We start from the raw sequence: 13,866 nt of genomic DNA, 5'->3' as shown, positions 1-13,866 counted from the left end.
TCCCGTGGCTGCGCCGTCATTTGATCGTTGCCGGTTGCAGCGACGCCGTCAGATCGACCTGTCCGTCCTGCTTCAACCCGGTGACATGCGCCTCGGACACCTGCACCTTGAACTGCTTGCGCGCCTCGTCGAGCCATTCCGTCCACGCGGGAAACGACGCGTTCTTCAACTGGATCTGCACCGCGTTGCCGAGCACCTGCACCTGCGTCGGCGCGAGGCCGTGGTCATTCAGCGACGCCGTCAACGCGTCCTTCAGGGCGCCGCCCGTCGGCGCCACGCCCTGCGCAGCCGCCGACAGCGCGCGCGCCTCGTTCGCCTGCGCGGTCATCTGCGACAGTTGGCGCTGCAGGCTCGGAATCGTTTCGCGCAGCCGCGCACGCCCTTCCTGCGCGGGCGCCCACAGCACCGACCAGACGATGACGACGGCCAGCACCGCGCCGCCCCACGTCAACAGCGCCTTTTCGCGCGGCGTGCGGGCATCCCAGAAGCCCGCCCACGTGTTCAACAGTTCTGCTTTCATTGTCCGTTCCTGATCGTCCACTTGCCGGTGTTGCTGTCGATCGCGCCCGTCAGGCCATTGCGCGTCAGGCGTTGCTGGAAGTCGGGATCGACCTTGACCTCGGGTTTGAACGTCACATCGACACGCCGGTCGTGATAATCGAGCGCGGCCAGGCCGTTGACGGGAATCGGTCCGAGCGAGCGCGCAAGCCCATCCGCAAGAGACAGGAAATCGTCCGGCGACAGTTCGCCCGCGGCCACGCGTAATTGCTGCAACTGACGCGCCATCTGATCGGGCGCGTCGAGTACGACCGTCGTCTTCGGAAACGTGTTGAGCAGCAGCTCGGTCATCTGCGCGTTGATCGCATCGCGCTGACGCGACAGCATCAGCCATTGCACATTCGCGCCGATGATCGCGACGAGCACCGTGCCCACCAGCAGCCACAGCGGCAGCCGCAGACGGCGCAAAGTGGCGCGATCGAGCCGCCACGGCTGCGCGGCGAACTCGAACTGCGCGAGATCGAAGCGGCACTGGATCGCGTTGCGCGCGAGCGTTTCGAACGACAGCGGTAGCGCGCCCGCAACCGACGCGTGACGTCCCGACTGCGCCACTGACGCCATACGCGGCTCGCTGCCAGGCAAATCAACGAGCGTGTACAACGTGACAGGCGCATTGCCCGCAAGCGCTGCCACCGTCGCACCAACGGCGGCTTCCGGCACAGCCAGCCCCTCGCCGAGCGGGCCCCGCACCAGCGCAAGCTCGACACGCGGCGGGGCGGAATCGACGGCGCCTTCGCCGAGCACGGCGGCTGTCGACGGCACGACATGGCCCAGCACGGCCGCAACGACGGGCGCGAGGCCCCCGATTATCGGCTCGACGTGCGCAGGTGCGGCATCAGCGCCAGCGGCGACCGCTTCTTCAGCGCGCACTTCGGCCGCGATCGCCGCGGCGACAGGCTGCGGCAGACAACGCGTGACAGGCACCGCCTTCAGATTGCGATGACCCGCCGCCGCAAACGTCTCGACGATATAGCGGAACCAGCCGCGATCGACGATTGCGAGCACATGGCGGTTGCCCGCGAGCGGCTGCGGATCGAGCGCGATGTGCGTGGTCTGCGCGTCCTGGATCAGTTGATCTTCGACGACGTTCGGCAGCGCCTGACGCAGGCGCGGGCCTTTCAGCGGCGGCACGGTCGTGGCCAGCATCAGGCAGTCGCGCGCGGCGAGCATCAGCACGGTCGCACTGGCGCGCGGCAGCAGGCCGGGCGCCGAGCGGCCGGCGCGCTGGGTGCGCCCCGATTTGTCGAGCAGCAGAAACGGCAGCTCCGGCAGTTGCCATTCCTGCGACGGCACCGCCGGATCACGCGGCGGCAGAAGAACGATCAGCGTGCTCAAAGGCCACTCTCTCGGGAAATTGCGTTGTTCATAGTTGATCTCGTCCCCATACGATACGCGTCGTATGCGTCAGCGCGTCGCGATAGACGAGGGTGGTGCGATCGACTTCGGCGCGCTCGTGCTCGACGCGTCCGTGGATAAGGAAGTAGCTGGTGTTCACGTCGAGCTGGTTCGGATCGAACACGAGCTGCTGGACGCCCGCGCCGCGCAGCGCGAGCTGCACATCGCCGACGTTGTGAAAGAACACCGTCTCGCGACGCGCGACGAACGCCTGCGCATTCGACAGATTCATGCCCGGCACCACAGCCGCGACGACCTCGGCGGGCGCAGTGTTCATGTTGACGGGCGTGGTGGTAGGCAGCACGGTCACGAACGGGCGCAGCCGCGCGATCATGTCCGGCGTGAAGCCCGGCACGTCGAGCAGCGAGTCGACACCTGTCATCTGCAGTGGCGCGACGGGCGCGTTTTCATCGGTGTCTTCCAGACCCGGCTGATCGGTGTAATTGCCGCCGCCCGCCGCACCGCCTTGCATCTGCGTGGGATCGAGGGTAGTGGGATTGGCCGCCGTCTGAAAACGGGTCGCCGACTGCCGCAGTCCCGCGCGCAATTGCAGCGCCGTGTTCTTCGCCAGTTGCCCATTGATGCCAAGCAGTTGCAACAGACGCTGGAACGACTGAACCTGCTGGATGTTCAGCGTCAGCGCGCCCGGCACGGCCGTTGAAACGAGGTTGCGCAGATTGAATTTGGCCTGCGCATCTTCGATCGAACCGGAGATATAGGTCGCCCCGCCTTCCTGTGCGCGCACCTCGCCGATCTGCCCGAGAAAATCGGACAGGCGCGTGCGCGCAATCGGCACGCCCCAGACGCCGCCGAGATAGGTGATTCCCGCCGACGTATCGCCTTCGGAACGAAGAATGAGGCGCGTCCAGTCGAGCGCGCCGCGCGACACCCACTGCGCCTGCGCCAGCAGCCGTTGATTCTCGATGCGCCGGATCTGCACCTGCTCCCGCCAGAGCATGCCGGAAACGAGAATCGCGGACAGCGCGACCACCAGCAGCGCGCTGATGATGGCAGCGCCGCGTTGAGCGGCGGGTTTCGAACGGGCAGGGCGAAAGCGCTTGATCAAAACTCACTCCCCAACGAGAAAAACCCGCGTGACGGGCCGCGCGAGCGAATTCGCGCCGATGCTCACCTCGAGCCCCGTCACCGACCTCGGCAACGGCGCATTGCCGAGCTGAGGCACCTTCAGATTATTGTCGTTCTCGGTGATCGCCGACTGCACGTCTTTCATCTGCGTCGTCCAGCCCACCTTCGGCACATACAGCCGCGCGGTAATCGCGCCGATACCGCCGATCAACGGCACGGCATTCCAGTTCTCGTTCTCCGAACCGCCTAGCGCGCGCCGCACTTCGCCGATGTTCGCCAGTGGCGGCGACGCATAGCGGAGAATCCGCCCTTCCGTGATCCGATACCGCACGACCACCAGCCGCGGTGCCGCGCCAGGCGCGCGCATGTACCGCACGATCTGCAGCGCATTACCGTTCACCGCGACGGCTGGTTCGCCCGCTTCGTCATCGGATGCGGCGTTGCGCACATCGATGCGCATCTGATCGAAAAACTGCGCGAACACGCGCTCGTCTTCCATCGCGTTCGTGATCGTCTGCCGTCCGCGGATGATCTGATCCAGTCCGCGCCACGACAGCACCGCGATCACGGCGAGAATCGCAATCGCGACCAGCAGTTCGATCAGCGTGAAACCGCCCGCTGTCTTCCTGAGCAGCGGCGAACGTCGAACGCGCGACACGTCGTGCTCAGAGCGAGCGATTCGTTTCATTCGCGATCACCGTCACCATCTGCGCGAGGTTGCCCGAGCGACCGGGCGACGTCACTGAAACCTCGACGCGTCGAAACACCGGGTTCGGCGTCGCGCTCACGTTTTCCGTGCAAATCAGTTGCAGGTTGCCCTGCGAGCAGTCGAAACTTTGCGAGCCGACTTCGGGCCAGGCGTGCGCCAGATGCAGCTGGGCGAGCGCGTTGTCTGCGCTCCAGCCCGCCAGCAGCCGCCGATGCAGATCGGCCTCGCCCGTCGCGAGACTGCCGACCGCGCGCAGCGAAGCGGCCAGCGCGACCGCGATGATCGCCAGCGCGACCAGCACTTCGATCATCGTGAAGCCTCCCGCCCGCTTGCGGTTCGGGTTACGCACAGCGCCGCGCACGCGGCGAAAACGAAGCGCACATGTCATCAGCGCACCTCGTACCGGCCGTTGCCCGTGCCGATGATCGTCACGCGCCCCACGGCGGAAAAGAGCGTTACCTGCACGGGTGTATCGATGCTCTCGGTGCCGAACACGATGCGGTCAGAATGCGTGTCGGAGCCGGGATACTCGATGGTCACGCCCGTCACGCCGCCTTCCCAGTGGCGCGGCCCGAGCAGATCGTCGCGCAATGGACGCCAGCCGTCGTTCGTGTGGATATCGAAACGAAAGCCGCCATCCAGCGGCAGCCACGAAATAGGGCGCGCACGCACCTGTGCTTCGTCGCCCGCCGACTCGAACAGCAGCGCGAGCCGCTGCGCTTCCTCGTTCAGATCCGTGCGCGGATTGCGCGTCAGCGACAGCGATGCGAGCGACACCAGCAGGCCTGCGATCACCAGCACGACCAGCATTTCGAGCAGCGTGAAGCCGCGCTGGCGCTCGCGTGCTGCCGTGCGCATTGCATGCTGCGTCATGCCGCCGCGCGCGTCGTCGACACGGGCGGCCTCATGAAAAGCGCGCGGCATGCAGTGGTGCAATCGCATGGTGCCGGTAACGATCGATGTCGATTCAATCAGCGTGATGCGCTCATTGCCACGAGCCGACGTCGGCATCGTTGCCTTCGCCGCCCGCCTTGCCGTCCGCGCCGTAGCTGAACACGTCGATCTCGCCGTGCACGCCCGGGTTCAGGTACTGGTACGTGTTGCCCCACGGATCGTTAGGCAGACGCTCGAGATAGCCACCGTCCTTCCAGTTGTTCGGGACCGGGTCCGTCGACGGCTTTTCGATCAGTGCGCGCAGGCCTTGCTCCTGCGACGGATAGCGGCCGTTGTCCAGACGATAGAGCTTCAGCGACTGCATGATCGTGCCGATGTCCTGCTTTGCGGCGACGCGTCGTGCTTCGTCCGGACGGCTCATGATCTTCGGCACGATCAGCGCGGCCAGAATGCCGAGGATCGCGATCACGACCATGATTTCGATCAGCGTGAACCCGCGTTGAAAGCGGGCGCGCTGGCCCGCGCGCATGGCCGCGATCTCGTTGCGGCGACTGGTCCACATTTGCATAGCTTGCTACCTCGTTTGAATGAAGGGTCGATCGATCAGACGTCACGTAATGCGTTGAGAATTCAGCACTCTGCACGTCCGGTCGGTCATTTTAATGTCATGCAGTTGAAGGCTTCCGATCTGCCGATCGGGATGCCGCAAAATTCACAATAGTCCGTACAATCACAAGCATGAACGCACTCCAGATCCGCCTGATTTCGCTCGCTGTCTTCGCCGTGTTCTGCGCGACGCTCACTTACTGGGTCGTCACGCTCACGTCGCATTCCGGCGCGCCCGTGCCCGCTGCTGCCGTGCGCGCGCCCGTTTCGACGGATCAGGCCGCGGCGCTGTTCGGCGGTCAACTCACGCGCACCGCGAATCAGGACATCCATCTGTTCGGCATTCTCGCGCTCAGCGAAGGCGCCGCCGCGATCATCAGCACGGGCGGCGAACCGCCGCACGCCGTCTCGCTGGGCAGCATGATCATGCAAGGCGTCAAGCTCGCCGAAGTGCGCGCCCGCTCGATCATCATCGACCGCAACGGCTCCCACTCCGAAGTCTTCCTTCCCGCGAACCCGCCTGGCCCGACCATCTACGTGCGCTGATGTCATTCTCTGCCCGGCTGACGCAACCAGAAAGCATCGGCCTGGCTTGCAAGTCTTTCGGACGCTAACGCGGCCTCACCGCAGCGCCGTTATTGCACCAGGTTGTTCAACTCGATGATCGGCAGCATCACCGCGAGCACGATCACCAGCACCACGCCACCCATCGCCAGAATCAGCAGCGGTTCGAGCAGGCTCGTCAGAAACATCGTGCGCCGTTCGAGTTCGCGTGCTTCGCCTTCGGCCGCGCGGTCGAGCATCGTCGTCACGTCGCCCGTCGCTTCGCCTGAACGGATCAGGTGCACGAGCACAGGCGGGAACGTCTTGGTATTGCCGAGCGCGCGAGAGAGCGACGTGCCTTCGCGCACGCGCACGATCGCATCGTCGATGTTGTTACGCATCGCCTTGTTGCTGAGCGTTTCGCTCGCCGCCTGCAGCGCGCGCAGAATCGGCACGCCCGCCGCCGTCAGAATGCCGAGCGTGCTCGCGAAGCGCACCGTGTTGTAGCCGCGCACCAGCTTGCCGAAGAGGGGCGCCGTCAGCGTCCAGCGATCGAACGCGAGACGCGGTCCTGGCTGCGCGAGTATCGCGCGCACTACGTAGATCACGATCACCAGTGCGATCAACCCCGCCCACCACCAGTTACGCACGAAGCTGGAGAGCGCCATCATCATCACCGTGAGGATCGGCAACTGCTGCTTCGTGCTTGCGAACACGTTGACGACCTGCGGCACGACGTAGCTCAACAGGAACGTGACGATGCCGAACGCAATGATCGTCACGATGGTCGGATACGTGAACGCGAGCACGATCTTCTGCTTGAGCGCGTTGCGCTGCTCGATGTAATCGGCGAGGCGCGACAGCACGAGTCCGAGCTTGCCCGTATGTTCACCCGCTGCGACGAGCGCGCGATAGATCTCGGGAAAATCTTTCGGATGCTGCGACAGCGCGTTCGCCAGCGAATGACCGCCCAGCACTTCCGCGCGGATCGACGCCATCAGTTCGCGGATGTAGTCGCGCTCCGACTGCTCGGTGAGCACCGAGAGCGCTTCGTCGAGCGGCAGACCCGCGATCAGCAGACTCGCGAGTTGCCGCGTGAGAATTGCCTGCTCGCGCTGCGACAGCTTGCGGCCCAACGACAGCCGCTGGGTGCGCTCACCACGCGTGCGCGTCGCCGCCGGTTCGACGACGAGCGGCGTGAGACCTTGCGTGCGCAACTGCGTGCGGGCGCCGCGCGCGCTGTCGGCATCGAGCACGCCTTTTTGCGCCTTGCCTGCTGCATCGATCGCTTCGAAACGGAATGCGGGCATGCGCTTTAGACCCCGCCCGTCACGCGTATCACTTCTTCGAGCGACGTCAGGCCCGATGCGAGCCAGCGGTCGCCGTCCTCGCGCAACGTGCGCATGCCTTGCTTGCGGCCGGTTTCGAGAATCTCGGCGTCGGAGGCGTTGCGGTGAATCAGCGAGCGGATCGATTCGTCGACGTTCAACAGTTCGTACACGCCGCGCCGTCCCGCATAGCCGGAATGTCCGCACTTGTCGCAGCCGACGGGATGCCAGAGCTTGCGCCCGTCTGCTTCTTCGCGCTCGACCTTGCACACGGGACACAGACGCCGCACGAGACGCTGCGCCAGCACGCCAAGCAGCGATGACGCGAGCAGATACGGCTCGACGCCCATGTCGGTAAGACGCGTGACGGCGGAGGCGGCGTCGTTGGTGTGCAATGTGGCGAGCACGAGGTGGCCCGTCAGCGACGCCTGCACGGCGATCTGCGCCGTTTCGAGATCGCGGATTTCACCGATCATGATGACGTCGGGGTCCTGACGCAGAATGGACCGCAACGCGCGGGCGAACGTCATGCCGATCCGCTCGTTGACCTGCGTCTGGCCAATGCCGGAAAGGTCGTATTCGATCGGGTCTTCGACGGTCATGATGTTCGTCGTCGCCGTTTCGAGCCGCGACATCGACGCATACAGCGTGGTCGTCTTGCCCGAGCCCGTCGGGCCCGTGACGAGCACGATGCCGTGTGGACGCGAAATCAGCTTGTCGAACTGGCCGAGCGTATCGGACGCCATGCCGAGCGCTTCGAGGTTCAAACGCTGTGCGTCTTTTTCGAGCAGACGCAGCACGGCGCGTTCGCCGTGGCCTGTCGGCAAGGTCGAGACACGCACGTCGACAGGTCTTCCACCGACACGCAACGTAATGCGGCCATCCTGCGGCAGACGCTTCTCGGCGATGTCGAGCTGCGCCATGATCTTGATCCGGGAAATCAGTGCGCCGTGCAGCGCTTTCTTCGGACGCACCACGTCGCGCAGCGTACCGTCGACGCGAAAGCGCACCACGGAGGCATTCTCGAATGGCTCGATGTGAATATCCGATGCCTGTTCGCGCGCAGCTTGCGTAAGCAGCGCGTTGATCATGCGGATGATCGGCGCGTCGTCTTCGGATTCCAGCAGGTCTTCCACTTCGGGAATGTCCTGCATCAGACGCGACAGATCGACTTCGCCTTCCACTTCACCAACCACCTGCGCAGCGCTGCCGTCCTGGCGCGAATAGGCCTGATTGATCGCCTGCGAGAGCTCATCCGCTTCGAGCCGCACAACCGACACCGCGCCAAAATTGCGCGCGACTTCTGCGAGCGCGGCCTGGGTCGTGCGTTCGCTGATCCAGACTTCCATCGAATCGGCGTGTTGATGCGCGACCAGAATCTGGCCGCTTCTCGCGAAGCCATACGGCACGAGTCGCGCGGCTAGCGCAGAGGGCGGCTCGCGATGCGTTCCGCCCGTGGCCGCTGAATCGAGCGGCGCGCTGCCGGGCACATGCGGCGTGCTCACGGCTGCACCTTCGGCGCGCTCGTGGCCGGTTGCGCCGGGACCGTTTGTACGGGCGGCTGGGCCTGCATCTGCGGTTGCATTTGCGGTTGAGGTTGCTGCGGCGGAACGTACGCGGGGGCCGGGACGGGCACGCCAAGCGCCTGTTGACGCCGCATCGCGTCGAGATCGAACAGGTTCAACGTCGATCCGCCCTGGCTCGGGCCAACCGGCATCGGCGGCACGACGGGATCGTCCTTGTCCTTGATCAGGTTGTTATCGGACTTGTATGCGCCCGTCACGCCCTGGATGTAATCGTAGCGGTTCGCCGTCACCGCTTGCGCCGTGTCGCGGTCGTTGATGATCACCGGACGCAGGAAGACCAGCAGGTTGGTCTTCGCGCGAATCTTGTTTTCCGAGCGGAACAACTGGCCGATCCACGGGATGTCGCCAAGCAGCGGCACCTTGCTGTTATTGACCTGATAATTGTCCTGCATCAGGCCGCCCAGCACGATGATCTCGCCGTTGTCGGCAAGCACGGTCGACTGGATCGAGCGCTTCGTGAACTCGGGCCCAGCGGGATTGGTCGCCACATTGGTGGTGCCTGCCACGATCGCCGAGTCTTCCGTATACAGCTGCAGTTTCAGGATGCCGCCTTCGGTGATCTGCGGCTTGATGTGCAGCGTCAGACCGACGTCGATACGGTCGAACGTGTTGAACGCGTTGGTCGCCGTGCTGCTCGTGAGGTTCGAATACGAGCCCGTCTGGATCGGCACGTTGGTACCCACGACGATCTTCGCTTCCTGATTGTCGAGCGTGATCAGGTTAGGCGTGGACAGCACGTTGGCGTCGCTCGTCTGCGACAGCGCCTGCAGCAACGCGCCGAGCCCCTGCACACCGAAGAGGTTGTGCAACCAGCCTACATTCAGACCCTGCTGGAGATTCTGCGCGGCAAGCGCGGAAGCCAGGCCACCCGTGGTGGCATTGGCTGCTGCTGCCGCCGTCAGGTTGACGATGCTGTTGCCGCCGCCCGTGGCAAGGTTGGTACCCGCGAGCAGGTTGCCGCTGCCGATCTGCCACTGGATACCCAGGTTCGCGTTCGTGTTCGAGTTCAGCTCGACGATCAGCGCTTCGATGTAGACCTGCGGGCGGCGCACGTCGAGCTGGTCGATCACCGTGCGCAGATTGCGGTAGACGGGATCGGACGCGGTGATGATCAGTGAATTCGTCGACGCGTCGGCCTGGATCATGCCGCCAGGCTGATTGTCGTCGCCGCCGCTGCCTTCCTTCTCGCCGAGAAAGTCCGAGTTGTTGCCGCCCTGACCGCCATAGCCACCGCCGGCGCCACCGGCGCCCAGCGGATTGCTTCCCAGCGACGACCCCGACGAACCGCCCATCGATCCCGACGGCAGAGGCGGCGTGCCCGAGCTGCCCGTCGACGAGGGCGAATTGTTCTGGTTGAACGAATTCGCCGCATTGTTGCCGCCCGACGACGAAGAATCGTTGCCACCGCCGCCGCCCTTGCCGAGCATGCCGCGCAGCGTTTTCGCGAGACGCACGGCGTCCGCGTTGCGCAGCGACACGACGTGCATGTTGCCGGGCTGGGCGGTTGCCGCATCCAGCTGCTTCGCGAGCGACTTCGCCGCCGCGAGACGCCCCGCGTTCGACGCACGCAGCAGCAGCGAGTTGGTGCGCGGGTCGGCCTGGACGGAAACCTTCAAGGTCGCATCGGTGTTGCCGATCGAGCCGGGGTCGAGCATCTTCGACATCTGTTGCGCGACGTCGATCGCATTCGCGTTCTTCAACGGCACGACCTGCACCTGCTGGCCCGCTGCCGTGTCGATGCCCTGGATGATCTGCGCGATACGCCGCACGTTATCCGCGTAGTCGGTAACGACGATCGTGTTGTTCGACGGATAGGCCGCGACTGTATTGTTCGGCGAGATCAGCGGACGCAATACGGGCAAGAGGTTGTTGGCCGACTCGTTCCGCAGCTGGAATACCTGCGTGATCACCTGATCGCCGCGCGCCGCGGGCGCGTTGCCGACATAGGTCGGCACGCCTTGCAGTTTCGCATCGGCTTCGGGCACGACCTTCAGGACGCCATGGTCCTGCACCAGCGAAAAGCCCTGCATTCTCAAGGCGGACTGCAAGGTCTTCAGCGCCTGGTCTTCCGGAACGGGATTCTCGGACACCAGGTTCAATTGCCCTTTCACGCGCGGGTCGACGATGATCGTTTTACCCGTCGCCGCGCCGATCGCCCTCGCCACCTGATCGATGTCGGCGTTGACGAAGTTGAGCGTCACCTGAGCGTGGGCGATCTGCGCGGTGATCATGCCAGCGACCAGCAACGCTGTCGCGACGCGACGCAATGCCATACGATTTCTTCTCATGGATGTGGTTTCGAAGCCGACGTTGTGATCCGCCGACGGTCATGCACAGTGGACGACCGGCCGACACCTGGTCGTCCCCAGTCCGGCAAAACGCTTCCGTGGCAGCCAGTGCCAAGGATGCCTTGCCTCCCTGTAATCAAAAACAACGAACAGTAACAGCTTTTCATGTCGGAAATGTCACAGAACCGGGGAGTTCCGTACGATTCCTCTAACGTTTGCGATCCAACGCCGCGCGGATTGCGCAATCTGTTACGTTCTTGAAAGTTTTGCGTTCCGGACCGGTGCGTATTTCTGCCCGCCTTTGGCCGCAAGTTACTCGCTTATGTCGGCTGGCCAACTTTAACGCGTCATGTCCAGCCGGTATGATACGGGCGGAATGATGGTTGGAGTATCCCGAAGGTAACGGGTTTTCCCGAGTTCGCGCCCGCCGGATATAGGTGTCAAGTCGTCTTTACCGTCTCTTGCCTAGGAATCGAACATAGTTCGTCATCTTGACCGATGAAGCCAATCGCCGTCACTGTCGCCGTTGGTTTGGCCGCGCTAATCAGCGCCGGTTCAGCACGCGCCGACTGTTTCGACGAAGCGGCTGGCTATCAGAAGGTCAACCCGTTGATTCTGCGGGCCATTGCCTGGCAGGAATCGCATAACCGTCCCGCGGCCGTGCACAAGAACGCCAACGGTTCGACCGACTACGGCGTCATGCAGATCAACTCCGTGCATCTGCCCGTGCTCGCGCAATACGGCATCTCGCAGGGCACGCTGATGGAGCCGTGCAAGAACGTGTACATCGCCGCCTGGCATCTACGCCAGAAGATGAACAAGTACGGCAACACGTGGGCGGCCGTCGGCGCCTATCACTCGGAGACGCCGTCGCTGCGCGACGAGTACGCGCGGCAAATCGTGGCCATTCTTCGTAAGTGGAATCTGATGCCTGCCAAATAATTGGGCAGCGCCGCTTATCCAGTTCCACAGTGACTGCACTTCAGTGAAGGCGTCGCCTCGCTCCAGTTGATGCACAATGCGGCTTCGTGCTGCTGCCAGTCCGGGTCCATTTGAACCTCCGCCGGCACATGCGTCATTCACCTTCAAGTTTTCCGTACCGCGATGAACCAGCCGCTTTTGCCCGTCACCGTGATCTCCGGTTTCGTGGGCGCGGGCAAGACCGCGCTCGTCGATCAGCTTCTGTCGAACCGCACTGGCCCGCGTGTTGCCGCGATCGTCACCGATCTCGCCGCCGTGCGCCTCGATATCGACAATGCGGCGCCTGCGTCGTCGCCTGCCTCGCAGGTTGAATTGCCGAACGGATGTCTCTGCGCGCAGGCCAGTGAAGACCTGCTCGAACAGTTGGCCGAACTGGCGTCGGCGAACCGCTTCGATGCGATCGTCATCGAGGCGGCCGCTATCGATGAGCCGATGAGCCTCGTCGAGTCGATCATCGAAGACGAATCGCTTGCTGCGCTCGTGCGTGTCGATACGGCTGTTACCGTGATCGATGCAGCGGGCTTTCCGCGCGACTACGCGTCGGCCGATGCGCTATCCGAGCGGGGCATTGCCGCTCACGAAGAGGACGATCGCACGATCGTCGAAGTGCTGATCGAACAGGTCGAGTTCTGCGATGTGTTCGTCATCAACAAAGCAGACCTCGTTTCCGCAGACGATCTCGCGCATCTGCAGGCGATACTCGCCGCGCTCAATCCGCGTGCCGCGCAGATCGTGAGCAGTTATGGCAATGCACCGTTCGAGGAAGTGATCGGCACGGCGCGCTTCGATTACGACGCGACATCGAACGCGGCCGGCTGGCTCGAGTTGCTGCACGATCCTTCGAGCCATGAAAGCGACAGCGACGGCCGGGGTGTCGGGCATCTCGTCTATCGCGCGCGGCGGCCGTTTCATCCTGAACGGCTGTGGGCGCTGCTGCATGAAGAGTGGAAGGGCGTATTGCGCGGCAAAGGCTTCTTCTGGCTCGCGACGCGCAACGAGATTGGCGGTTCGCTATCGCAAGCGGGCGGTGCTTGCCGGCCGGCGCCAGCGGGAACATGGTGGGCCGCGCAGGATCGCAGCGAATGGCCCGAAGGCGATGCCGAGCTGCTGGAAGAAATCGCCGCGGACTGGTACGGCGATGCCGATGACTTCACGATCGGCGACCGTCGCCAGGAGCTGGTACTGATCGGCGTCGACATCGATCCGGCGCAATGGCGCGCGAAGTTCGATGCGTGTCTCTTGACCGACGACGAGTACGCATTGGGTGAAGACGGCTGGCGCGCACTGGCCGATCCGTTCCCCGCGTGGGATCTCGACGACGATGATCACGACCACGATCATGGCCACGACCATCACCATCATCACGGGCACGATGACGACGGCCATCATCATCACCATCATTGAACGTGATGGATTGACGTAACGCCGTCATCGAAAACGCAGACGAAAAAAAAACCCGCCAATGGCGGGTGTCAACAACTCAGGCGCTGATGCTTAGCGCTTGTTGACTGCGTCCTTGAACGCCTTGCCAGCCGTGAACTTAACGGTCTTTGCGGCCGGAATCTTGATGGTTTCGCCCGTCTTCGGGTTGCGGCCCGTACGTGCTGCGCGCTTGCCCGAACCGAAGCTGCCGAAGCCGATCAACTGGACTGCATCACCCTTCGCCACTGCCTTCTTGATGACTTCAAGCAGCGTGTCCAGCGTCTCGCCGGTTTGAGCCTTGCTGGCGCCCGTCTGACCTGCGACGGCGTCGATCAGTTCCTGTTTGTTCATTAAGGTTCCTTTCTGGTTTAGGTTGACACGAACAGCGCGAACGCGCCGATTATACGTGCGCGCGCCGCGCCGTCGAGCAGCGACGGCTCGGGAATACCCCCGACTCCCGCAGCGCGCCT

Annotated in this window: 14 protein-coding genes; 3 read left to right on the top strand and 11 right to left on the bottom strand. The window is 63.8% G+C overall.

The features are described 5' to 3' along the window. Window positions 1–16 precede the first annotated feature (16 nt). From PPGU16_RS16650 to gspG, 7 genes are all read right to left on the bottom strand, one after another. The gene (locus PPGU16_RS16650; protein ID WP_180721141.1) at window positions 17–520 is read right to left on the bottom strand and encodes a type II secretion system protein M; all 504 of its coding nucleotides are present in this window, start codon (window positions 518–520) and stop codon (window positions 17–19) included. Beyond that, window positions 517–1,893: a type II secretion system protein GspL gene (gene gspL / locus PPGU16_RS16645; protein WP_180721140.1), complete on the bottom strand. Its 1,377-nt coding sequence runs from the start codon at window positions 1,891–1,893 to the stop codon at window positions 517–519. The genes PPGU16_RS16650 and gspL overlap by 4 nt, the downstream gene beginning before the upstream one ends. 28 nt (window positions 1,894–1,921) lie before the next feature. After that, window positions 1,922–3,019: a type II secretion system minor pseudopilin GspK gene (gene gspK / locus PPGU16_RS16640; RefSeq protein WP_180721139.1), complete on the bottom strand. Its 1,098-nt coding sequence runs from the start codon at window positions 3,017–3,019 to the stop codon at window positions 1,922–1,924. A 3-nt stretch (window positions 3,020–3,022) separates the two neighbouring features. Then, complete coding sequence (locus PPGU16_RS16635) at window positions 3,023–3,727, bottom strand: PulJ/GspJ family protein (protein WP_180721138.1); 705 nt, start codon at window positions 3,725–3,727, stop codon at window positions 3,023–3,025. Next, window positions 3,705–4,136, bottom strand: a complete 432-nt coding sequence (gspI, locus tag PPGU16_RS16630; protein WP_180721137.1) for a type II secretion system minor pseudopilin GspI — start codon at window positions 4,134–4,136, stop codon at window positions 3,705–3,707. The genes PPGU16_RS16635 and gspI overlap by 23 nt, the downstream gene beginning before the upstream one ends. Continuing rightward, window positions 4,136–4,621, bottom strand: coding sequence for a GspH/FimT family pseudopilin (locus tag PPGU16_RS16625; RefSeq protein ID WP_224028595.1), 486 nt, complete (start codon window positions 4,619–4,621; stop codon window positions 4,136–4,138). The genes gspI and PPGU16_RS16625 overlap by 1 nt, the downstream gene beginning before the upstream one ends. A 112-nt stretch (window positions 4,622–4,733) precedes the next feature. Beyond that, the gene (gene gspG, locus PPGU16_RS16620) at window positions 4,734–5,210 is read right to left on the bottom strand and encodes a type II secretion system major pseudopilin GspG (RefSeq protein ID WP_180721135.1); all 477 of its coding nucleotides are present in this window, start codon (window positions 5,208–5,210) and stop codon (window positions 4,734–4,736) included. A gap of 170 nt (window positions 5,211–5,380) precedes the next feature. On the opposite strand from gspG, the gene PPGU16_RS16615 reads away from it, so the two are divergent. Then, window positions 5,381–5,794: a type II secretion system protein N gene (locus PPGU16_RS16615; RefSeq protein ID WP_180721134.1), complete on the top strand. Its 414-nt coding sequence runs from the start codon at window positions 5,381–5,383 to the stop codon at window positions 5,792–5,794. An 89-nt stretch (window positions 5,795–5,883) separates the two neighbouring features. On the opposite strand, the gene gspF is transcribed toward PPGU16_RS16615, so the two are convergent. From gspF to gspD, 3 genes are read right to left on the bottom strand one after another with little or no spacing between them, the layout of a single operon-like run. Further along, a complete protein-coding gene (gene gspF / locus PPGU16_RS16610; RefSeq protein ID WP_180721133.1) occupies window positions 5,884–7,101 on the bottom strand; it encodes a type II secretion system inner membrane protein GspF in 1,218 nt (405 codons plus the stop codon). 5 nt (window positions 7,102–7,106) lie between these two features. Then, complete coding sequence (gene gspE, locus PPGU16_RS16605; RefSeq protein WP_434064406.1) at window positions 7,107–8,624, bottom strand: type II secretion system ATPase GspE; 1,518 nt, start codon at window positions 8,622–8,624, stop codon at window positions 7,107–7,109. Then, window positions 8,621–10,978: a type II secretion system secretin GspD gene (gspD, locus tag PPGU16_RS16600; protein ID WP_180721132.1), complete on the bottom strand. Its 2,358-nt coding sequence runs from the start codon at window positions 10,976–10,978 to the stop codon at window positions 8,621–8,623. The genes gspE and gspD overlap by 4 nt, the downstream gene beginning before the upstream one ends. A 513-nt stretch (window positions 10,979–11,491) precedes the next feature. Between gspD and PPGU16_RS16595 the strand changes: the two genes are divergently transcribed. Both PPGU16_RS16595 and PPGU16_RS16590 read left to right on the top strand, forming a co-directional pair. Further along, entirely contained in the window at window positions 11,492–11,935 is a 444-nt protein-coding gene (locus PPGU16_RS16595) for a lytic transglycosylase domain-containing protein (protein ID WP_180721131.1), read from the top strand. A 162-nt stretch (window positions 11,936–12,097) separates the two neighbouring features. Continuing rightward, window positions 12,098–13,378 (top strand): GTP-binding protein, encoded by a 1,281-nt coding sequence (locus PPGU16_RS16590; RefSeq protein WP_180721130.1) that lies wholly within the window; start codon window positions 12,098–12,100, stop codon window positions 13,376–13,378. Window positions 13,379–13,468: 90 nt separating this feature from the next. On the opposite strand, the gene PPGU16_RS16585 is transcribed toward PPGU16_RS16590, so the two are convergent. Then, complete coding sequence (locus tag PPGU16_RS16585; protein WP_007581741.1) at window positions 13,469–13,747, bottom strand: HU family DNA-binding protein; 279 nt, start codon at window positions 13,745–13,747, stop codon at window positions 13,469–13,471. Window positions 13,748–13,866: the final 119 nt, after the last annotated feature.

Origin of the sequence: Paraburkholderia largidicola, assembly GCF_013426895.1 — a bacterium.
Lineage (GTDB): Bacteria > Pseudomonadota > Gammaproteobacteria > Burkholderiales > Burkholderiaceae > Paraburkholderia > Paraburkholderia largidicola.
This window is presented reverse-complemented; position numbering and strand designations above follow the sequence as displayed.

Excerpts from the sequence above, each read along its gene's own strand:
- PPGU16_RS16650 (WP_180721141.1), bottom strand. The coding sequence starts at position 520 with ATGAAAGCAGAACTGTTGAACACGTGGGCGGGCTTCTGGGATGCCCGC.
- PPGU16_RS16635 (WP_180721138.1), bottom strand. The coding sequence starts at position 3,727 with ATGAAACGAATCGCTCGCTCTGAGCACGACGTGTCGCGCGTTCGACGT.
- gspI (WP_180721137.1), bottom strand. The coding sequence starts at position 4,136 with ATGACATGTGCGCTTCGTTTTCGCCGCGTGCGCGGCGCTGTGCGTAAC.
- PPGU16_RS16625 (WP_224028595.1), bottom strand. The coding sequence starts at position 4,621 with ATGACGCAGCATGCAATGCGCACGGCAGCACGCGAGCGCCAGCGCGGC.
- gspG (WP_180721135.1), bottom strand. The coding sequence starts at position 5,210 with ATGCAAATGTGGACCAGTCGCCGCAACGAGATCGCGGCCATGCGCGCG.
- PPGU16_RS16615 (WP_180721134.1), top strand. The coding sequence starts at position 5,381 with ATGAACGCACTCCAGATCCGCCTGATTTCGCTCGCTGTCTTCGCCGTG.
- gspF (WP_180721133.1), bottom strand. The coding sequence starts at position 7,101 with ATGCCCGCATTCCGTTTCGAAGCGATCGATGCAGCAGGCAAGGCGCAA.
- gspD (WP_180721132.1), bottom strand. The coding sequence starts at position 10,978 with ATGGCATTGCGTCGCGTCGCGACAGCGTTGCTGGTCGCTGGCATGATC.
- PPGU16_RS16595 (WP_180721131.1), top strand. The coding sequence starts at position 11,492 with ATGAAGCCAATCGCCGTCACTGTCGCCGTTGGTTTGGCCGCGCTAATC.
- PPGU16_RS16590 (WP_180721130.1), top strand. The coding sequence starts at position 12,098 with ATGAACCAGCCGCTTTTGCCCGTCACCGTGATCTCCGGTTTCGTGGGC.
- PPGU16_RS16585 (WP_007581741.1), bottom strand. The coding sequence starts at position 13,747 with ATGAACAAACAGGAACTGATCGACGCCGTCGCAGGTCAGACGGGCGCC.